10 protein-coding genes and 1 riboswitch are annotated in these 21,966 nt (G+C 74.0%); of the genes, 6 read left to right on the forward strand and 4 right to left on the reverse strand.

The window, feature by feature from the left end:
* Positions 1–147 precede the first annotated feature (147 nt).
* The 4 genes from AC067J_RS27665 to cobF all read right to left on the reverse strand — a co-directional run bounded on the left by AC067J_RS27665 (position 148) and on the right by cobF (position 8,165).
* Positions 148–3,588, reverse strand: coding sequence for an SdrD B-like domain-containing protein (locus AC067J_RS27665; protein WP_478303625.1), 3,441 nt, complete (start codon positions 3,586–3,588; stop codon positions 148–150).
* Positions 3,589–3,782: 194 nt separating this feature from the next.
* Entirely contained in the window at positions 3,783–4,472 is a 690-nt protein-coding gene (locus tag AC067J_RS27670) for a TetR/AcrR family transcriptional regulator (RefSeq protein ID WP_478303627.1), read from the reverse strand.
* A gap of 360 nt (positions 4,473–4,832) precedes the next feature.
* Entirely contained in the window at positions 4,833–6,800 is a 1,968-nt protein-coding gene (locus tag AC067J_RS27675) for an anthranilate synthase family protein (protein WP_478303629.1), read from the reverse strand.
* A 606-nt stretch (positions 6,801–7,406) separates the two neighbouring features.
* Positions 7,407–8,165 (reverse strand): precorrin-6A synthase (deacetylating), encoded by a 759-nt coding sequence (gene cobF / locus AC067J_RS27680; protein ID WP_478303631.1) that lies wholly within the window; start codon positions 8,163–8,165, stop codon positions 7,407–7,409.
* Positions 8,166–8,321: 156 nt separating this feature from the next.
* Positions 8,322–8,544: riboswitch (cobalamin riboswitch) on the forward strand.
* Positions 8,545–8,682: 138 nt separating this feature from the next.
* Between cobF and metE the strand changes: the two genes are divergently transcribed.
* The 6 genes from metE to AC067J_RS27710 all read left to right on the forward strand — a co-directional run bounded on the left by metE (position 8,683) and on the right by AC067J_RS27710 (position 21,909).
* Entirely contained in the window at positions 8,683–10,992 is a 2,310-nt protein-coding gene (metE, locus tag AC067J_RS27685; RefSeq protein WP_478303633.1) for a 5-methyltetrahydropteroyltriglutamate--homocysteine S-methyltransferase, read from the forward strand.
* Between the two features lie 316 nt (positions 10,993–11,308).
* Positions 11,309–13,945, forward strand: a complete 2,637-nt coding sequence (locus AC067J_RS27690) for a hypothetical protein (RefSeq protein ID WP_478303635.1) — start codon at positions 11,309–11,311, stop codon at positions 13,943–13,945.
* A gap of 75 nt (positions 13,946–14,020) precedes the next feature.
* Positions 14,021–14,974, forward strand: a complete 954-nt coding sequence (locus AC067J_RS27695; protein ID WP_478303637.1) for a Gfo/Idh/MocA family protein — start codon at positions 14,021–14,023, stop codon at positions 14,972–14,974.
* Positions 14,975–15,105: 131 nt separating this feature from the next.
* Positions 15,106–16,548 carry a glyceraldehyde-3-phosphate dehydrogenase gene (locus AC067J_RS27700; RefSeq protein ID WP_478303639.1) on the forward strand — a complete coding sequence of 481 codons (1,443 nt, stop codon included), beginning with the start codon at positions 15,106–15,108 and terminating at the stop codon, positions 16,546–16,548.
* 446 nt (positions 16,549–16,994) lie between these two features.
* Entirely contained in the window at positions 16,995–18,704 is a 1,710-nt protein-coding gene (locus tag AC067J_RS27705; RefSeq protein WP_478303641.1) for a glycosyltransferase family 2 protein, read from the forward strand.
* A 16-nt stretch (positions 18,705–18,720) separates the two neighbouring features.
* Complete coding sequence (locus AC067J_RS27710; protein WP_478303643.1) at positions 18,721–21,909, forward strand: acyltransferase family protein; 3,189 nt, start codon at positions 18,721–18,723, stop codon at positions 21,907–21,909.
* Positions 21,910–21,966: the final 57 nt, after the last annotated feature.

Consider the following 21,966-nt stretch of genomic DNA (forward strand, 5'->3'; position numbering starts at 1 on the left):
CGGGCACCGGGCGGTGGCGGGGCGCGGGCCCGTACCGGGGGCGGACACGCCGGTGGCGCCGCAGGTCTGCGGCGCCACCGGGGTTCCGGTCGGTCGGGGGACGGGTTCAGCGGTCGGTCATCGGCCGGTCACCGGTCGGTCGGCGGCTCAGCTGTGCCTCCCGGGGCGACGGTAGGCCACCAGGCAGAGCACCAGGCCGCCGAGGACGGCGATGCCGCCGAGGACGGTCAGCAGCGGTCCGGGCTGGCCACCCGTGTTCGGCAGCGAGGGGCTGCTCGGCGGGGCGGTCGGGTGCTTGCTGTGGCCGTGGCCGGCGGTGACCGTCTTCGTGGCGGTCGCGGTCGCCGTGTGGGTGTGCGTGTGGGTGTGGGTGCGCGTCGGGGTGGGTGTGCGTGTCGGGCTGTGCGTCGGGCTGTGCGTCGGAGTGGGGCTCGGCGACGGGCTCGGCGACGGCGAGGGAGAAGGCGACGGGCTCGGTGACGGGCTCGGCGACGGTGACGGGCTGGGCGAGGGGCTCGGCGACGGTGACGGGCTGGGCGAGGGGCTCGGCGAGGGCGAAGGGGACGGGCTCGGCGAGGGGCTCGGCGACGGGGACGGCGAGGGCGAGGGGCTCGGCGACGGGCTGGAGGTCTGCAGGACGACGCCCATGTCGAGGTCGAGGTTCCGCTGGCCGCCGGAGAGCGTGACGGTCTGGGTGAGGCCGGTGACGGGGTCGGCGTCGGAGTCCTTGCTCGGGTCGCCGCCCTGGTTGCGCTTGGTGACGGTGGCGCCCGCGGGGAGGGTCGCGAGGTCGAACTGGACCTGGTAGGTGCCGTCGGGGAGGTTGTCGAACAGGTAGCGGCCGTCGGCGTCGGTCACGGTGGTGACCGGCAGGCCGTTCTTGTCGCGGATCGGCTGGCCGTTGCCGTCCAGCAGCTTCACCGTCACGCCGGCGACGCCGGGGTCGCCGGGCTTCTGGATGCCGGAGCTGTCGAGGTCCTGCCAGACGAGGTCGCCGAGGGCGTTGTTCGACGGGGTGGTCCGCTTGATCGCCACGCCGACCTTGGCGGGTTCGGCGGGGAGCAGCTGCCGGCCGCTGGAGTCGGTGGCGGTGTAGGCGAAGCTGTTCCAGGCGTACTCGTCGTCGGGGGCGTCCACCGGGGCGACCATCGGCCAGGTGAGGGTGAAGGACGCGCCCGAGGCGAGCGTGCCCGCGCGGTGGATCCTGAACCAGGTCGCCGTTCCCGGGGCGGGGAAGGCGGTGGTCCACACGGCGGCGGCGTCGCAGCCGGTCCGGTCGACGAGGGCGCTCTCCACGCACGGGTTGGGGTTGGTGGTGTACTCGATCACCACGGTCGGGTCACTGCTGGTGATCGCCTCGCTCAGCGAGGGCGTCCAGGTGCTGCCGCGCGGCGCGTCCTGGGTCAGGACGTAGTTGTCGCCCGGGGCGGGCAGCTTGTCGTAGGCGATGAACGCGGTGACCGGGTCCGGCGAGTCGTTGCGCACCGTCATCCGGTACGACATGCCGCCGCCGGGGGTGGTGGAGCCCAGGCTGACGTAGTCGGAGTCGAGGTCGCCCTTGACCTCCTTGAAGGAGCGCAGCACCGACGGCACCTGCACCTCGACACCCGAGGCGGCGCGGCACAGGGTCTCGGTGGTGTTGCCGTTGGAGTTCAGGTCGAGCAGGTCCGGCACGCCGCTGTCGAAGCCGCTGTTCATGCAGGTGACCGGCTGGGTGGGCTGGTCGACGGTGACGTAGACCTCGTTGTTCAGGGTGCCGCCCCGCACGCTGCCGGCCACCATGGCGTCGAAGAGCATCCGGTAGGCCAGGCCGTCGTGCAGGTACATCATGTCGGGCGCGCCGGCCGGCCACTGCATCCGGATGACCTGGCTGCCGTTCGGACCGGGGCTGACGGTGATCGACTCCGGTGCCTTGGCGTCCGGGTAGTTCGGGTCGGGCCGGGCCGAGCCCTCGACGTAGACCAGGCCGGCGGGCAGCACGTCGAAGAGGACCAGCGGGCGGTCCAGCGGGTGGGCGCTGCGGTTGTACGGGGTGACCTGGAAGGTGACCTTGCCGCCGGGGGAGGTGAGCGAGCCGGCGACGGTGGTCTTGGCGGCGCCCAGGTTGGTGCCCTGGGTGACGGTGGTGGAGGCGCAGGCGTTGGCACTGGCGTTGTTGGTGCCGTCGGTGGCGCTGGTGTCCAGGCAGTTGGTCAGCGGGGTCGGCGCGGGCCGTCCGTCGTGGCCGACGGCGGAGACCTGGGTCACCAGCTGGACGGCGTTGCCGGGGCTCCAGCCGGTGGGGATCGGGCCGTTCCAGGTGAACCGGAGGCCGTCGAGCCAGCGGCCGGCGGGGATGCCCAGGTTGTCGGCGGCGGGGTCGCCCGCGCCCTCGACGAAGGTGATCCGCCGCGGGGTGGACCCGTTGAACGGGCTGCCGGGGGTGAACGTCAGCCAGGTCGGGTCACCGTTGAGCCGGTACTGGAGGGTGAGCGCGATGCTGGTCGGGTTCCACGCCTCCAGCTGGATCGACTGCGGGAAGATCCAGTTGTAGAGGCCCTCGGTGGTGCCCGTGCCGGGGTCGGTCATGGTCAGGCTGGTGGCCGGACCGGCGGTGTTGGTCGCCGAGAGGCTGAAGGAGTTGATGTCCCCGGAGGCGACGGTGGACTGCCACACCTTGCTCGCGGTGACCACGACGCCGGTGGCCGGCGGCTGGAACGTGCCGGTGACGGCGCTGTCGTCGTCCAGCTCGCGCTCGGCCTCGCCGAGCGGGGAGCCCAGCAGGTCGGTGGTGTTGGTGGCGGTGGTGCCGTTGGGGAAGTCGCTCTCCGGGAAGTTGACCACCAGGGCGCCCGGGATGCGGCAGCCGCCGCGGCCGTTGCCGGAGACGAACTCGCCGATGTCGTAGCCCCAGGTGTTGGGACCGGGCGCGACCGGGGACCACCCGGGCGAGCGGCCGGTGTCCACCACGGCGCCGGGCGGCAGGGTGTCGAGCAGGCGGCTGGTGGTGAGGTCGACGTTGGGGACCAGGTCGGTGGCGCAGGCACTGAACTGGAACGTGACCGTGCGGCCGTCGCTGCTGGAGGTCTGCACGCCCTTGGTGACCGTGTACTGCGGCTGCACCTGGGCCGAGGTGTCGGCGCTCGCCGTCTGGGACGTCTGCCCGTCGGCCGTCATGGTGGCCGTGTTGGTCGAGGCGCTCCCGTTGGGGGTGGAGAAGTTGGGGTACCTCATCACCACCGTGATGGTGGCCGTGGTCCCCGGGCTGAGGCTCCTCAGCTGGATGTCCATCGTGCCGCCCATCGCCCCAGGGGCGGGCACGGTCGAACCGGCCTCGTCGACCGTGGACGGGTCGGGCGACCAGCCGACGAACTCCATGTTCGCCGGCAGGGTGTCGGTGATCTGCCCGTTGGTGCACTCGGTCACCGAGCAGGTGTACCGAAGTGTGAAGGTGACGTTCTCCCCGGGAGAGGCGGTCGCCTTGTCCACGCTCTTGGTGAAGGAGATCGCGGCCTGGGCCGGTGTGGCCAGTAGACCGCCGCCCAGCAGGGTGCCTGCCAGGAGGGCGAGCGACGAAACGATTCGCCCGGTTCGATGTGGAATGCGCATGCCGACCAGTGCATCCGACCACCGGACACACCCACGAGCGGCACGGGGCCCGGTGGCGGCCTGTCACCTGATCAGGTGATATTCGTCGGGCCGGGCGGATGTACCGGTCCGGCGGGAGGCTCCTGGTGGGCTGGCAGGGCTGGCAGGGCTGGTGGGCCGGGTGGTCCGCGCTGTGGTGGCCGGCCGGGCGGGGGTCAGGCGGCTCCGCGGGCTCCGTGGGGGAGGAGGGCCTCGGCGCCGTCGAGGGCGCGGGCGACCGTGAAGGCGTGGAACGCGGCGGCGGCCTCCTCGGCGGTCTGTCCGCCGGCGGCACGCTCCCGGACGTCCCGGGCGTCCCGGGCAGCGGCGGCCAGGCCGGGGTGGTCCGGGGAGTCCTCGTACGGGGTGAGGACGCCGTGCGGTTCGTACTGCGTGGCGGGGGTCGCGGCGCGGTCGTCCTCGGACGCGACCAGCAGGAAGGCGCTGTTGAGCAGGTAGCGGTAGACGAGGGTGGCGTCCGCGCCGAATCCGGCGCGCTCCAGGATGTGCACGCCGGTGTCGATGACGGGCAGGGCGGCGGGCACGGTCGGGCCGACGAGGCACATTCGGCGGGCGACGCCGGGGTGCTGCCGCATCACCACCCGCCCGTCGACCAGGAACGCGGTGAACCACTGCCGCCAGGGCAGGTCCCGGTCCGGGACGGGCATGGCGGCGACGACGGCGTCGGTGACCTCGGCGACCACGGCGTCGCGGTCGCCGACGTGGTGGTAGATCACGCCCGGCCACACGTCGAGGGCCCCCGACAGCTGACGGATCGACCAGTTGTCCAGTCCGTGCGTCCTGGTCAGCTCCAGCGCGGCGGCCACGATCTTTTCCGCAGTGATGGGCGGGAGGCCTTCGGCCATGCGGGAGCGTCTGCGCGGGGACCGGATCATACGGCGACCCTAGTTCAGCGCCCGAGAGTCCGGCGAGAGGCCGTGTCGTGCCCCGCCCGGCCTCCGGCGTCCCCCCGGGGCACCCTTCGGAGCCCCTGCGACCTGGCCTTTCCCGGCGACTGGCCCGGCCCGTCGGCCGGGTTCCGCGCACCGCTCGAACACTGTCCAAGCGTGGCCGGGACCGTTCCGGCCGGCGGGGTCGCCCGCACCGGTCGCCGGCCCTGGTCTCCGCTGCGGCGGTGCTGTTCCCGGTCCAGTCGGGCGCGGTGCGGGGCCGGGGACGGCCCGGGAGGCGGAAGGCGGGTGCCGCCCGTCCGCCTCCCGGACGTCTCAGGCGGTCCCGGCCGGTTCCGCCAGCAGATCGGCGAGGAGGCCGCCGAGGATCGCGGGGCCGTTGTGGGTGAGGACGGACGCCGGGTGGAACTGCACGGAGGCGAAGTCCGGCCCGCGCAGGGCGTGGACCTCGCCGTCGGCGGGGTCGCGGGAGACCCGGACGGTGCCGGGGCGCCAGAGGGAGGGGAAGTCCTCGGTGTCGCAGCGGGCGGCGAAGGCGGTGTGGAAGCCGACCGGCTCGGCCCTGCCGAACAGGTCTACGGTCCGCTGGACGCCCCGCTGCGGGACGGGTCTGCGGACGACGGCCAGTCCGAGCAGGGTGCAGAGCACCTGGTGGCCGAGGCCGACCGCCAGGAACGGGGTCCCGTTCGAGAGCAGCCGGGCGGTGGCGGCGCGGAGGCGGGCGATCCCGGGGCTGCCGCTCTGCCGCGGGTCGCCGGGACCGGGGCCGGTGACGACCAGGTCGTATCCGTCCAGGCCGTACGCGTCGGCGGCGTACACGTCGGAGTCGTACGTGTCGGGGCCGTCACCGGGGTGGGCGTGCCCTTCCGGGGCGTGCGGGCTGTGCGCGCCGTGCGGGCCGTGCGCCTTCGGGCCGGAGCCGTCCGGTTCGCCGAACCGGCGGACCTCGACGGTGGCGCCGAGCGCGGTGAGCACGGGCCGGGCCAGGGCGGTCAGCGCGTCCCCGGAGTCCAGGACGAGGATCCGGCGCCCTTCGAGTGCGGGCACCGGCTGCACTCGCTCGCCCGGCTCCGCCTGCCAGAAGGCGGAGAGCGGCTCGTTGCGGGCGTCGAGGGCGCGGCGGACTGCGGGGTGCGAGCCGTGGTCGGGCGCTTCCGGGGTCCGCTCCCCGGGATCGGGATCGGGATCGGGATCGGGAGCGGGAGCGCCAGCCGCCAGGGCCGCGAGCAGGCCGGCGGCCTCGGCCTTCCGCCGGGTCGCCTCCGCCACCGGGCCCGACCCGCGCACCGGGTCCGGGTCGGGGTGGATCCGCAGCCGGCCGGCCGCGTCGATGCCGGCGGTCCGGGCGAGGACGGCGGAGTCCAGGGCCTGGCGGCCGCGGCCGTCCCGGCCGATCAGGGCGATCACGCCGGGGTGGTGGCCCGGGCCGCCGGCCGACTCGGCCGCGCCGACCGAGCCGGCCGCGTCGCCCGGGAGGGCCGGTGCGGGCAGGGTCTCGTGCAGGATCTCCCGTACGTCGCGGGTGGTCCGGCCCTCGATCAGGTACTCGGTGTGGGCGAGCCGGGGGGTGCTCCTCAGTCGCGGGCCGGTGATCCGGCCGCCGTCCTCGCAGAGCCGACCCGCCGTCCCGAGCCCCTCGTCGACGGCCCGGTAGAGCCCGGAGGCCTCCTCGGGGTCCGCCAGGAAGGCGAGGAGGCCCTTGGTGGCCGGCCCGTCGGTCGGGTACCGGTGGGTGCCGCCGACCGGGTTCAGTACGACCGTGCCGCGGTCGAGGCCGACGTGGCGCCGGGTCGGGGCTCCGATGAAGGTGTGGTCGCCGGTGTGCACGACGAACGTCCAGTACGAGCCGGGCTGTCGTCCCAGCAGCCGCCGGAAGAGGGCGAGTGCGGTGGCGGGCGACCAGTCGGCGACGGCGTCCGTGCCGGTGAGGGCGACCGGCGTGGCGGGCAGCAGGCGGAGCACTTCGGCGACCGGGGCGAGGGCCTGCCCGGTGACGGTGAGCGCGGTCGACGTGGCCGGGGCGGTGGCGGCGGGGTCTTCGCCGGGGGCCGGGTGGCCGGGGCCACCGGGCTGCGGCCGGGGGAGGAGGGCGAGGACGTGGTGGCGGCCGGGGGCGTCGGCGTCTGGTACGGGCAGGTCGGCGATCCGCACCGGGCGGCTCACCGTGCCGGTCAGGACGTCGAGGATGCCGGGGCCGGTGGTGCCCGGGCGGTGCACCAGGGCGAACGGCGGCGGCGCGGAGCCGGTGATGAGGCGCAGCAGTTGCCGGGCGGTCCGGGTCATCGCCGCGCGCTTCCGGCGGCTGCGGTCGGTGGCGCGGTCGGTGACCCGGCCGGTCGGCCGGTGCGCGGCCGGGCGGTGCGCGGCGCGGTCGGCGGCGTGCTCCGGACCGGTGCGGTGTACGGGGATGTCTGCGGGATCGTCAAGGTAGCGGTCCCTCCGGGAGGGTGACGGCGGTGGTGGCGGCTGCCGCCCACACCCGGCCGTGCCGGACCCTGCCGCCCGGGAGCGGGGCCGGTCCGAGCTGTGCCGTCACCGCGGGCGGGGCCGCCACGACAGGTGGTGCCGTCACGGGGGACGGAGCCGCTGCGGTGGGGGCCGGGACCGTCCGGGCCGGCACGGCGGGGGTGGGTCTGGTCCGGACGGGGCTGGACAGGCAGGCCGGCGCGACATGGTCGATGGGCCATCCGCAGCTCCCGTTGGACGCTGTATATGAAGTGAGGCTAACCTCACCTACTCGCGGTCGACAAACGTCAAGCATTTCCTGTGCGACCCGCTCCCGGGCCCGCTCACGCACCCGAACGCGGGGACCCGGACGCGGACGCGCGCACGGATCCGCACACGAGAATGCCGCCCCCCGCCGGTGCGGGGGCGGCGTTCGAGCGGGCGTCAGCCCTCCGAGCGGCGGAGCAGGTAGGTGTCCATGATCCAGCCCTTGCGCGCGCGGGCCTCCTCGCGCAGCTCGCGGATCCACGGGGCGGTGTCCGCGAGCGGACCGGCGGCGAGGATCTCGTCGGGCGTGCCGAGGTAGGCGCCGTAGAAGACCTCCAGCCCCTCGGGGTCGATCCCGGTGAAGGCGGCGCGCCCGTCGAGCATCACCACCACGTCGTCCACGCCCTCGGGGAAGCCCTCGGCGAGGCGGCGGCCCGTGGTGATCTGCACCGGACGCCCGACCCGGGTCAGTGTGGTGCGGTGCCGGGCGGCGAGCGCCGAGACGCTGCTGATCCCGGGGATCACCTCGTACTCGAACGCCGCGCTCCCGCGCGCCAGCACCTCGTCGATCACGGCGATGACGCTGTCGTAGAGGCTCGGGTCGCCCCAGACCAGGAACGCGCCGGTCTCGTCCGGGCCGAGGTGCTCGGCGACCAGTCGCTCGACCAGGTCGGCCCGGCGGCTGCGCCAGTCCTCCACGGCCGCCGCGTACGCCGGGGTGGTGCGGTCCCGCTCCGCGTCCGACACCTCCACCACGCGATGGCCCGGCCGGCTGTGCTCGGCGAGGATCTGCCGGCGCAGCCGGATCATGTCCTGGCGTTCCTCGTTCTTGTCGAGGATGAAGAAGACGTCGCTGCGGGCGATGGCCTTGGCCGCCTGCAGGGTCAGGTGGTCGGGGTCGCCCGCGCCGATGCCGATGACGAAGATGTGCTGCATGACAGCGATTGTGCCGTCCGCCCGCCGTCCGCCTGCCCGCTGTACGCCCGCCCGCCCGCTGTCCGTCCGCCGTTCGGCCGCGCCGCCTGCCCGCGCCGCCTGCCCACGCCGCCATCCGCCATCCGGACAATCGCCGACACGGCCGCTCGGGTGGGCCTAGGCTGGGCCCGCAGTCGGTTCGCCCTGTCGGCCAGGCAGGCGCGTCGCAAGAGGGAACCCGGTGGGAATCCGGGACTGCCCCGCAGCGGTGAGTGGGAACGACCGCCGTCACATGCACTGGGCCCCGCCGGGGCCCGGGAAGCGACGGCCAGTAGGTGTCCGCCCTTCAAGGGCGGGCGAGCCCGCGAGTCCGAAGACCTGCCACTGCCCGCGTGCACCCCGTACGCGGTGATCTCGGTGACCTCGAGGGCGGGTCGGCGGAGCGGGCGGGCACATCCCGGTGCCACGCCCCTGCTGCCGTACCTTCGCGTCCGCGTGCTCTCCCGGGATCGCAGCGCGACTCGCGAAGGAGAGTTCCGTGTCAACGAGTTCCACCGCTCCGCAGGCCACCGTGTACGGCTACCCGAGGCAGGGGCCGAACCGGGAGCTGAAGAAGGCCGTCGAGGGCTACTGGGCCGGCCGAGTCGACGCCGAGACCCTGCGGACCACCGCCGCCGGCCTGCGCCGCGACAACTGGCGGCAGCTGGCCGAGGCCGGAGTCGACGAAGTCCCCACCGGTGACTTCTCGTTCTACGACCACGTGCTGGACGCCACGGTCGCCGTCGGCGCGATCCCGGCGCGCCACCGCGCCGCCGTCGACGCCGACCCGCTGGACGGCTACTTCGCCATGGCGCGCGGCACCCAGGACGTCGCGCCGCTGGAGATGACCAAGTGGTTCGACACCAACTACCACTACCTCGTCCCCGAGTTGGGGCCCGACACGGTCTTCTCCGCCGACTCCACGAAGGCGGTCTCCGAGCTGCTCGAGGCCCTCGCCCTCGGCCACCGCGCCCGCCCGGTGCTGGTCGGCCCGCTCACCTACCTGCTGCTCGCCAAGCCCGCGCCCGGCGTGGCCGCCGGCTTCGAGCCGATCACCCTGCTCGACCGGCTGCTGCCCGTCTACGCCGAACTCCTCACCGACCTGCGCGCGGCCGGCGCCGAGTGGGTCCAGCTGGACGAGCCCGCGCTCGTCCAGGACCGAACCCCCGCCGAACTCAACGCCGCCGCCCGGGTCTACCGCGAACTCGGCGCGCTCACCGACCGGCCGAGCATCCTGGTCGCGACCTACTTCGACCGGGCCGGCGAGGCCCTGAAGGTCCTCGCCAAGGCCCCCGTCGAGGGCGTCGGCCTGGACTTCACCGGCCCCGGCGCCGCCAACCTGGCCGACCTCGCGGCCGTCGGCGGCCTGCCCGGCAAGCGCCTGGTCGCCGGCGTGGTCGACGGCCGCAACATCTGGATCAACGACCTGGAGAAGTCACTGACCACCCTCGCCACCCTGCTCGGCCTGGCCGACCGGGTGGACGTCGCACCGTCCGGCTCCCTGCTGCACGTCCCGCTCGACGCCGGCCGCGAACGCGACCTCGACCCGCAGGTGGCGCGCTGGCTCGCCTTCGCCCGCCAGAAGACCGCCGAGATCACCACCCTCGCCCGGGGCCTGCGCGAGGGCGTCCACGCGATCGCCGCCGAACTCGCCGCCAACCGGGCCGACCTGGCGTCCCGCGCCGCCTCCGCACTCACCCGCGACCCCGCCGTCCGCGCCCGGGTCGCCGCCACCACCTTCGAGGACGCCCGCCGCGCCCAGGCCTACCCCGAGCGCGCCGAGGCCCAGCGCGCCCGCCTCGGCCTGCCGCTGCTCCCCACCACCACCATCGGCTCCTTCCCGCAGACCACCGAACTGCGCACCGCCCGCGCCGACCTGCGCGCCGGCCGCCTCGACGAGGCCGGCTACCGGGAGCGGATGGAGGCGGAGGTCCGCGAGGTCGTCGCCTACCAGGAGAAGGCCGGCCTGGACGTCCTGGTGCACGGCGAACCCGAACGCAACGACATGGTCCAGTACTTCGCCGAGCAGCTCACCGGCTACCTGGCCACGCAGCAGGGCTGGGTGCAGTCCTACGGCACCCGCTACGTCCGGCCGCCGGTGCTGGCCGGCGACATCTCCCGCCCGCACCCGATGACCGTCGAATGGTTCCGCTACGCCCAGGAACTGACGGAGCGTCCGGTCAAGGGCATGCTCACCGGCCCGGTCACCATGCTCGCCTGGTCCTTCGTCCGCGACGACCAGCCCCTCGCCGACACCGCCCGGCAGGTCGCCCTCGCCCTGCGCGACGAGGTCACCGACCTGGAGGCCGCCGGCGCCGCCGTCGTCCAGGTCGACGAACCCGCGCTGCGCGAGACCCTGCCGCTGCGGGCCGCCGACCGGCCGGCCTACCTGGACTGGGCGACCGAGGCGTTCCGGCTCAGCACCTCCGGGGTCCGCGCCGACACCCAGGTCCACACCCACATGTGCTACGCCGAGTTCGGCGAGATCATGGCCGCGATCGACGAGCTCGACGCCGACGTGATCTCCCTGGAGGCGGCCCGCTCGCACATGCAGGTCGCCCACGAGCTGGCCGGGGTGGGATACCCGCGCGAGGTCGGCCCCGGCGTCTACGACATCCACTCGCCCCGGGTGCCGAGCGCCGAGGAGGCCGCGGACCTGCTCCGCAGGGGGCTGGCGGCGATCCCCGCCGAGCGGCTCTGGGTCAACCCCGACTGCGGCCTGAAGACCAGGGGGTGGCCGGAGACCCGGGCCTCCCTGGAGAACCTGGTCGCCGCCGCCCGCGCGGTCCGCGGGGAGCTGGCCGGCTGACCCCGTCGCGCCGGGGGCCCGCCGGTCGGCCGGCCTCCGGCGCCACCCGCTGCGGCCCACCGCCACCTGCGGCCCGCTGTCATCCGCTTCCGCCCGCCGTCGGCCCGCGTCCGACGGCGGGCGGCGGCATGACCGGGCGCGTCGGCGCGGCGACCTCCCCGCCACCCTCACCCCCGCCCTCCACTGACCCGCTCCGACCGACTCCTCGTGGTCATCTTGTGGTGCGGAGAAGATTGCTGACAGGATCTCAGCCGGGTATTGCTCCGTAGCGGAACCCCGGCGGGGCACCCCGGAACGGCACGCACGAGGAGGCCGGATGGCACGTGTGAACCTGCGGGCTGCATTCATGAGCGGCCTCTCGTCGACAGTGACGGCGCAACAGGTCTTCACCAACCGGGTCGACGAGGTGGCCGCCTTCGGCCGGTCGGTGGACGCGTTCCACCGGGCACTGGACGAGGCCGAGGTCTCGCCGGTCGTGGACCGCGCACAGGGCCGCCGCAACGTCCTGACGTTCTACGGGGTGGGCGGCATAGGCAAGACGACGCTCTCCCACGAGCTGGAACGACGCCTCCTCACCGACGCGCGGGCCGAGGGCCGCGACGACGTCACGACGGTGCGGATCGACCTCTCCGAGGAGGGCGCCTGCGACACCGAGAGCCTGCTGCTGCGCCTCCGCGCCGGCCTGGGGCAGCTGGGGAGCCGCTGGCCGGCCTTCGACCTGGCGCTGGCCTCCTACTGGGCGCGTGCCCATCCCGGAGAGACGCTGCAGGAGTTCCTGGACGCCTCCCCGGCGCTGCGCCGCGCCTCGCGGAGCATCGGGCTGGGCGACCAGATCGCGGAGAGCGTGAGGCAGGTCGACCCCGCGGGCCTTGGCGGCCTGGCGGGGCTCGCCCACCGGGCGGCGCTGGCCACCTACCGTGCCGTCCGGGACCGCGTGCGGGAAGGGCGGCTGCTCTCGGACTGCGAGCTGTTCGCCGAACTGGTCGAGGCGGACGCCGACTACGAGACGCTCTCGTACTTCCCCTACCTCCTGGCCTGGGACCTCGAAAGGCTTCCGGGCCGCGGCCGCGCAGGCAAGCGGCCGACGGTGTGCGTCTTCCTCGACACCTTCGAGGTGGTCAACGGCCGGGCCGACCGGGCGGTGGAACGGCTCCTCCAGCGCTGCGTCTACCTGATGCCGAACGTGCTGTTCGTGATCACCGGCCGCAACCGCATCGACTGGGCCGACTCGGGCGCGGGGGCCGAGATCGACTTCACCGGACCGCAGTGCTGGCCCAACCTCCACTTCAGCAACGACACGGCCGAACCGCGCCAGCACCTCGTCGGGTACCTCTCGGACTCCGACGCCGACAGCTACCTCAGCGAGGCGCTCACCCGGGACGGGGAGCCCGCCATGTCGGCGGAGGTCCGGGAGCGCATCATCTCGGGCGGCCAGGGCCTTCCGCTCTACCTGGACCTCTCGGTGTCGCACTTCGCCGCGCTGCTGGCGCGTGGCGGACAGCCCTCGGTGGCGGACTTCGGCGGCTCGTTCACCGCGGTCGCCACCCGGTCGATCAGGGACCTCCCCCGTGACGAACGCGACCTGGTCCGTACGGCGGCCCTCACCGACCGGGTCGACGCCGCACTGCTGCGAGCCGGCCAGCCGGGCGTTCCCGACGGCAGCGTGGCCCGGTTCCTCCGCAGGCCGTTCCTCACCCACGACGACGCCTACGCGCTGCCGTACGCCCTGCACGCGGCGCTGCGCCACGCCATCGGCGAGGCCGACCGGTCCCTTCCGGACGGCTGGTCCGACCGTGACCGGAGCGAGGTCGCCGGCCGGCTGCTGACGTGGCTGGGCCGGGGCGTGGGCCCTTCGGCCGGGCGTGCCGCGACCGCGCAGGCCCTGGAGTCCGGCCTCAGGCTCTCGGCCGCGCACGGCGTCTTCGACGACTGGATGGCCCAGGCCACCCAGCGCCTGGTCGAGGCCGGCCAGTGGTCGGAGCTCGGAGCCGGCCTCGCCGCCGGTCCGGCCGACGGCCCCGGGTACCGGGCGGTCCGCGCCGCGATACGGGGTGTCCAGCTGCGCCGTACGGGACGTGTCGAGGAGGCGATCGACCTGCTCGGCAGTGCCGGGGAAGGGCTGCCGCACGACAGCCGCACGGCGCAGCTGGTGCGCATCCACCTCGCGCACGCCCTGCGCAACCACGGCGACTACTCGGCGGCGGCGGAGATCTACCAGGACCTGCTGGAGGGTGAGTTCGACGCGGCCGCCCGCTACTGGCTCTGCGACCACCACTACCTCAACGGGCGCTTCGCGACGGCCCTCTCGGCCCTGCGCGAGCAGCGCAGCCGGGGCCCGGAGGACGAGGGGGAGCGGCTCCGGCTGCTCGGCCACATCTGGCGGGTCAACGCGCGGTTCGACGAGGCGACCACCGCCTACACCGAGGCGATCGACCTGGCCCGGAGCGAGGGACTGGCCGCCGCCGAGGCGAAGGCCCAGGCCAACCTGGCACAGACGGCCTGCTGGTCCGGGGACGTGGCCGCGGTGTCGGCCGCGGCGGCCCGGGCCAGGGACCTGCTGGACCTGGTGCCCAACCCGGTCGAGCTGGTCAAGATCCGGTCCGCCGAAGCGGTGGTCCTGGCGCTGGGCGGCGATGCCCGCGCCGCTGCGGAGGCCGTCGGCGACACGCGGCGACTGGCGGACGGGATCACCTACCGCGGCGGCCACAACCTCGCGGACGTGGCCGAGATCCTGCTCGGAGTGCTGGCCGGGGACCACGACGCCGCCCGGCGGACGCGGTCCGAGCTCGACCGCCGCACCCGGGCCTCCGGCGGGAACACCTACTGGGTGCCCATCGCGACCAGCTGGATCGACGGTGCCGGGCGGGCCGCCGAGCACGTGCCGCAGGTGGACTGGGTCGACGGTCCGGCCGGGTCGCTGGGACGCTGGGCCGAGCTGGTGACCCACCGGTGACACGTCGGGGCGGCCGGACCACCGGCCCGGCCGCCCCGACCGGCAGCCGAACCGCAAGAGGAGAGCAGCACCGCAATGACTGACCTGGTACGCGTCGGCCTGGTCGGGGCCGGGATCATCGCCGAGACCCACCTCGCCGTGCTGGCCGAGCAGGACCGCGTGTCCCTGGAGTTCACCGTCGATCCCCGCCCGGGGAGGCGGCCCACCTTCCGCGGCGGCTCGTCGCCCCACTACGCGGACCTCGCCGACGCGCTCCGGGAGCACCGGCCGGACCTGATCGTGCTCGCCACGCCCACGGACACGCACGCGGACCTCGCGGTCGAGGCCCTGGCCGGATCCACGGCCAGGGTGCTCGTCGAGAAGCCCCTCGTCCACGACCTGGCCTCGCTCGCCAGGCTCAGGAGCCTGGACGAGGCCCTCGACGTCCGGGGGAGGCTGTTCACCGCCCACCACTTCGCCTTCTCCCCGGAGGTGGACTGGGCGGCTGCGCTGATGGCCGAGCACCCCGAGTGGGGGCCCGTGACGGTCGTCACCTCGGCGTTCTACGACCCGTACGTCCTCAAGGGGGCCGAGGCCGTCACGGCGTACGGCTCCAGCTGGATGGACTCGGGGGTGAACCAGCTCAGCATGCTCACCCGGTTCGTGGACTTCACGGAGCTCACCTCCGCTCGGCAGAGCGACGGCGGCGCGAGCGCGTGGTGCACCGCGCTGTACCGGTCCCGCGGCGAGTCGGGCACGGCCCGGCTGCGCAGCAGTTGGCTGACCGGCTCCAGCAGCAAGGAGAGCAGCCTCGTCTTCGGTCGTACGGGCGTGGAGGTCTGGATCGACCACACCGCGCTGACCGGCTTCGCGGCCCGGGGCGGCGACCTGCTGGCCGCCTTCGGCACCGACGGCCGGACGCCCCGGAAGATCGCCCACTACCGCCCGCTCTACGAGAGCCTGCTCTCCGACCGGCCCGACCCGGTCCTCGGGTTCGACGCGGCCGCGGGCATCACGGAGATCCACCACGCGGTGCCCGGCGGGCGTTAGCCGAGGGTGCCGACGGGGGCCGGTGGGGTGTGGGCGGGGTGGGGCGGGAGGGGCTCCCGGGGACCCGTTTCGGTGGGCGGCCGGGGCCGGAGCTAGCATGTGTACACCCTCCTAGCTCGAAAGATGGACTTGTGACTGTCAACGACGACGTGTTCACGGACTGGAAGAACCGCGAGGAGATCGCGGAGTCGATGATTCCGATCATCGGCCGACTGCACCGGGAGCGGGACGTCACAGTCCTGCTGCACAGCCGCTCCCTGGTGAACAAGTCGGTGGTCAGCATCCTCAAGACCCACCGGTTCGCCCGCCAGATAGCCGGCGAGGAGCTCTCGGTCACCGAGACGCTGCCCTTCCTGCAGGCGCTCACCACCCTCGATCTCGGCCCTTCCCAGATCGACCTCGGCATGCTCGCCGCGACCTACCGCAACGACGGCCGCGGCCTCTCGGTGGCGGAGTTCACCGCGGAGGCGGTCGCCGGCGCCACGGGTGACGGCAAGATCGAGCGCTCCGGCTCGCGTGACGTCGTGCTCTACGGCTTCGGCCGCATCGGCCGGCTCGTGGCCCGTCTGCTGATCGAGAAGGCCTCCGACAACGGTCTGCGGCTGAAGGCCATCGTCGTCCGCCAGGGCGGTGACCAGGACATCGTGAAGCGCGCCTCGCTGCTGCGGCGCGACTCGATCCACGGCCAGTTCCAGGGCACCATCACCGTGGACGAGGCGACCAGCACGATCATCGCGAACGGCAACGCGATCAAGGTGATCTACGCCAACGACCCGTCCGAGGTCGACTACACGGCGTACGGCATCAAGGACGCCATCCTCATCGACAACACCGGCAAGTGGCGCGACCGCGAGGGTCTGTCGAAGCACCTGCGCCCCGGTGTCGACAAGGTCGTCCTGACCGCCCCGGGCAAGGGCGACGTGCCCAACATCGTGCACGGCGTCAACCACGACACGATCAAGCCGGACGAGCAGATCATCTCCTGCGCGTCCTGCACCACCAATGCGATCGTGCCGCCGCTGAAGGCGATGGACGACGAGTACGGCGTCCTGCGCGGCCACGTGGAGACCGTCCACTCGTTCACCAACGACCAGAACCTCCTGGACAACTACCACAAGGCCGACCGTCGCGGCCGCTCGGCGCCGCTGAACATGGTGATCACCGAGACCGGTGCCGCCTCGGCCGTCGCCAAGGCGCTGCCGGACCTCAAGGCGAAGATCACGGGCAGCTCGATCCGCGTCCCGGTGCCGGACGTCTCGATCGCGATCCTCAACCTGCAGCTGGCCCGCGAGACCACCCGTGAGGAGGTCCTGGAGCACCTCCGCGAGGTGTCGCTGACCTCGTCGCTGAAGCGCCAGATCGACTTCACCACCGCGCCCGACGCGGTGTCGAACGACTTCATCGGCTCGCGGCACGCGTCGATCGTCGACGCCGGCGCCACCAAGGTCGAGGGCGACAACGCGATCCTCTACCTGTGGTACGACAACGAGTTCGGCTACTCGTGCCAGGTCATCCGGGTCGTCCAGTACGTCTCCGGCGTGGAGTACCCGACCTACCCGGTCCCGGCGGTCTGATCCGCTCGGACCTCACTGGGTCCCCATCGAGTCCCCACGGCGGGGCGGCAACCGGTCTCCGGTTGCCGCCCCGCCGTCGTTTCGGCAGCCGCGGGAAGGCGGGCGGGGGAGAGGGGTGCCGGCCGGGCGGGAGGACTTCCTCCCGCCCGGCTTCCGTGTACACGGTTGCCCGGTGTGTCAATCGCGTGTCGTGCGGGGGAACAAGTGCCGCGAGTGGCTGCGGTCCGGCCGGCCGACGGGGCCTCGACGGGGCCTCGGCGGACGTCGGCGCGGGGATGTTGGAGGACTGTTAACCCTGGTGTGGCCTGCTGCTTTACGGGCGTGGGTGGGCGGGTCGGTCGAATGGGGCAGGGGTGTCGTCCGGCCGCCGGACGAGCGCACGAATGGTCTATACCAATGCGGTACTGTGGCCGTGGAGCTGTCAGAAACACGGCTGTGGGGGCCATATGACCGTCCAAGAACTTTCGCCTGCTCAGACGGGGCCTGCCGAGCCCGTCGGGCACCTTCCTCAACCTCCTTCGGATCAGGAGCTCTACTGGTACTTCGGACCGCAGCGCCGCTGGGTGCTGGTCGCCACCTCGGCCGCCTTCGTGTTCACGGCCGGGACGATGTTCACGTTCGCCCTGCGGACGCCCGCCCTCTGGGTCTTCCTCGCGGTGCTGGCGCTCAACGTGGTGGCGCTCGCGCTCTCCTCGTTCAACAGCCTGCGCAGCCGCCGGCTCACCCGGCAGTCGCACGAAGTCCTCGTGCACGCCTGGGACCCGGACGGACTGCCGACCGTCGACCTCTACCTGCCCACCTGCGGTGAGCCGCTGGACGTCCTGGAGAACGCCTACCGGGCCGTCGCCGAGGTCGACTGGCCCGGCGCGCTGACCGTCTGGGTGCTCGACGACGGCGACCGGCCCGAGGTGGCCGCGCTCGCCGCCGGGCACGGCTACGAGTACGTCGTGCGCCCCGACCGGGGCCACCTCAAGAAGGCCGGCAACCTCAACCACGCGCTCACCCTCAGCAAGGCGGAGTTCATCGCCATCCTGGACGCCGACTTCGCGCCCAGGCCCGACTTCCTGCGCCACCTCGTCCCGTACTTCGCCGACCCGCGGACCGGCATCGTCCAGAGCCCGCAGTGCTTCGACACCGACGAGACGATGGGGTGGATCCAGCGCTCCGCCGGCGCCGCCCAGGAGTGGTTCTTCCGCTGGATCCAGCCCTCCCGGGACGCCAGCGACGCCGCGATCTGCTGCGGCAGCAACGCCGTCTACCGGCGCGCCGCCATCGACGCGGCCGGCGGATTCGCCCGGCTCGACCACAGCGAGGACCTCTTCACCGGCCTCGGCCTGTACGCCAAGGGGTACCGCACCCTGTACGTGCCCGTCCTGGTCGCCAAGGGCACCTCGCCCGACAACCTCGCCTCCTACGTCAACCAGCAGTACCGCTGGGCGATGGGCAACCTGCACCTGCTCGGCTCGCCCGAACTCAAGCGGATCGGCGCGCCCTGGCGGATGCGGCTCTGCTTCTACGAGGGCATCGTCGGCTACCTCGCCGCCGCCGTGAACATCTTCGTCGCGCCACTGCCGCCGCTGGTGATGATGTTCTGGTACCCCGACCAGATCAGGCCCTGGCACGTCCTGCCGATGCTCGCGCCGCTCTGGCTCTGGCACGTCCTGCTGCCCCGGGTCAGCCGCACCCGCTGGCGGATCGAGGTGATCCGCTCCAACGTGCTGATGAGCGTCGCCGCCGGCGCCGCGTTCTGGCACACCCTGCGCGGCCGCAGCGCCGCCTGGGTGCCGACCGGCGCGGGCAAGGCCAAGCCCGGCGGGATGGCCCGGCGGGTGGTGCTGGTCTCGCTGGCCTGGCTGATCGCCTCGCTCGGCGCCGGCGCGGCCGGGCTCGCCGTGGCCGTCGCCCGGTACGGATGGGAGCCCAACTGGGGCCTCGGCCTGTACCTCGCGGTGCAGGCGCAGATCGGCCTACCGCTGATCCGGGACCTGGTGGGCGAGATCAGGGGGGACGCCCGAAGCAGTGCGTCCGCTCCCGCGGGCCGCGCCGGCATGCTCCCCCGGCGCTGGCCGGAAGGGCTGGCCGCCACCGCCACGCTCGTGCTCACCGCTCTGCTCGCCTCCGGCTGGGTCCGCCCGATGCTGCCCTGGCTGGGTTGAAAGGTCGTCACCACCCATGGAAACGCCCGTGGTTCCGGAACTCCGTCCGGACGCCTACACCATCCCCGGCCCGCCGTCCGGCGGCGCCGGAGCCCGGGGGTCCGGTCCCCGGGGCGCCGTCTCCCGGGGTTCCGACTCCCCGGGCCCGGCGCCCCGGCCGGGCTTCCGGCCCGACATCGAGGGCCTGCGCGCAGTCGCGGTCCTCGCGGTCCTCGCCTTCCACGCCTCCGTCCCCGGCCTGGCCGGCGGCTTCGTCGGCGTCGACGTCTTCCTGGTCATCTCCGGCTACCTGATCACCGGCCTGCTGGTGCGCGAGGCCGTCACCACCGGCCGGATCCGGCTCGGCGAGTTCTTCTCCCGCCGGGCCCGGCGCCTGCTGCCCTCCGCCGCGATCGTGCTCGCCGCGGTCGCCCTGGTCGGCGCCTGGCTCACCGTCCCGCTGCGCCGCGCCGACCTGGAGCACGACGTCCTCGCGGCGGCGCTCTCCGTCGCCAACTGGCGGTTCGTCGCCCAGCAGACCGACTACCTGGCGGCCGGCCGTGACGAGAGCCCGCTGCTGCACTTCTGGTCGCTCGCCGTCGAGGAGCAGTTCTACCTCTTCTGGGGGCCGCTGCTCGCGCTCGCCTGCTACCTGGTCCTGCGGGTGGCCCGCAAGGGGCGCCCCGACCGCCGCGGACGCTCCCTCCGGCCCGTGGCGGCCGTGCTCGCCGCCGTCCTGACCGTCGGATCCTTCGCGCTCTCGCTGCACTGGACGCAGGACTCGGTCTCCCTCGCCTACCTCGGAACCCCTTCCCGCGCCTGGCAGTTCGGCGTCGGCGCGCTGCTCGCCCTGCTGCCCTGGCACCTGCTGCGCGGGCCGCGCCCGCTGCGCCTGCTGGTCGGCTGGGGCGGCGCCCTGGCCGTCGTCGGCTGCGTGCTCGCGTACGACAGCAAGACCCCGTACCCGGGCGTCGCGGCGCTCGTCCCGACCCTCGGCACCGCCGCCGTGATCCTGGCCGGCACGCCCGACCGGGCCGGCGCCACCTCCGCCCTCGGCGTGGACCGGGTGCTCGGCACCCGCGCGCCGCGCGCCCTCGGCCGCCTCTCCTACAACCTCTACCTCTGGCACTGGCCGGTCCTGGTCCTGGCCGGAGCCGAGTTCGGCGCCCTCGACTGGCCGGTCAAGGTGGCCCTCACGGCCGCCGCCGCACTGCCCGCCGCCGCCGTCATGCGCTGGGTCGAACGGCCGCTGCGCCGCAGCCGGACCGTCTCCGAACTCCCGCGCCGGGGGCTCTCCCTGGGCCTCGCCGCGGTGGTCATCCCGGTGGTGCTGGCGCTGGTCGTCGGCACCGGGACGCTGCGCCACCTCGGCCCCGCCGCACCCGTCGACCTGCAGGGCCTGCCGCCCGGCTCGCCGGACGGCACCTCGCTGCTGGTGCGCACCGCCACCCCGCCCAAGGGCGGTCCGGCGGTGGTCCCGGACGCCGTCCAGGCCCGCAAGGACTTCCCGCCCGACGGCGAGTGCGAGGTCGCGCCGACCGCCACCACCAGCCCCGACTGCCGCTTCGGCGTGGTCGACAGTCCGGACCGGATCGTGCTGCTCGGCGACTCGCACGCCGGCCAGTGGTTCTCCGCACTGCTCGCCGTGGCAGCCGAACGGCGCTGGGCACTGGAGGAGTTGGTCAAGCAGGGCTGCCCGCTGCCGGAACTCACCGTGGTAAACCCGCAGTTGGGCCGGACCTACCGGGAGTGCGACACCTGGCGCGCCAACGCCCTGACCCGGCTCAAGGAGGGCCCCAAGCCCCGGCTGATCGTGGTCTCGACCCTCAACCGGTACACCGACGACCGTCAACTCCTGCTCCAGGGCTGGGAAAAGACCCTCGCGCCGCTGCGCGAGCTGGGCGTGCCGATCGTCTACCTGCGCGACACCCCGATCCCCGGCACCGACGTGCCGGCCTGCGTCTCCGGTCACACCGACGAACCGGCCGCCTGCGAGTTCCCGCGCGATCAGGCCCTGTGGGCCGACCCGCTGGCCGACGAGATCGCCGCCGGCCGACAGCCCGGGGTGCAGTCGGTCGAGGTCAACTCGGTCGTCTGCCCCGGCAACGGCCGGAGCTGCCCCGCCGTCCTGGAGCGCATCCTGCTCTACCGGGACGACACGCACCTGACCAACGTCGCGGCCGTCGTCCTCACCCCGCGGCTGGACCGGCTGCTGGTCGAGGCCGGCGCGCTGCCCGCCAAGGCCGCCGCCCCCGGTGGCCCGGCTGCCCCGGTCGGTCCTGCCGGTCCTGCCGGCCCGGTCGGCGCGGACGGCTGGACCCAGCTGCTCCGGGACGACTTCGACGGCCCGGCCGGCAGCCGCCCGTCCGCCGCGAACTGGCAGTACGACCTGGGAACCTGCTATCCCGGCTGCCCGGCGCCCCAGTGGGGCACCGGCGAGATCGAGACGATGACCGACTCGCCCGCCAACGTCCGCCTCGACGGCCGCGGCGCCCTGGAGATCGTCCCCACCAGGGACGGGAACGGCCAGTGGTCCTCCGGCCGGATCGAGTCCCGCCGGGCCGACTTCGCCCCGCCGCCCGGCGGCGTGCTGCGGATCGAGGCCTCGCTCGCCCTGCCCGACGTCACCGGCCCCGCCGCCGCCGGGTACTGGCCCGCCTTCTGGACCCTCGGCGCCGACCTGCGCAACGGCTACACCGGCTGGCCGGCCATCGGCGAGCTCGACGTGATGGAGCAGGTCAACGGCCGTGACACGGTCTTCGGCACGATGCACTGCGGCGTCCTCGACGGCGGCCCCTGCCAGGAGCCCCGCGGCCTCGGCTCGGGCGACCAGCGGTGCGGGGCGGAGTGCCGCACCGGCTTCCACCGGTACGCGGTGGAGGTTGACCTGACGGCCGGCGCCGAGCAGATCCGCTGGTACCTCGACGGCCGCGAGTTCCACCGGGTCGAGGCCGCCCGGATGGACCGGGCGACCTGGGACAAGGCCGTGGGCCGCGGGCTGTTCCTGATCCTGAACGTCGCCGTCGGCGGCAACCTCCCCGCCGCCTTCGGGGGCGTCCCCGGCCCGGCCACGGAGCCCGGCCACCCGATGCGCGTCGACTACGTCGCCGTCTCGGCGAAGGCGAAGGTGGGCGCGGGTCCGGCCGCGGGTCCGGACGCGGCTGCGGGCGCGGGTTCGGCTGCGGGTTCGGCTGCGGGTCCGGCAACGGGCGCGGCCAAGCCGTAGTCCGTGCGGTGCGAGAGACCGGCCCGGGCCGGGGAGCCGCGTGCTCCCCGGCCCGGG

It is taken from the genome of Kitasatospora sp. NPDC042419 (assembly GCF_056437345.1).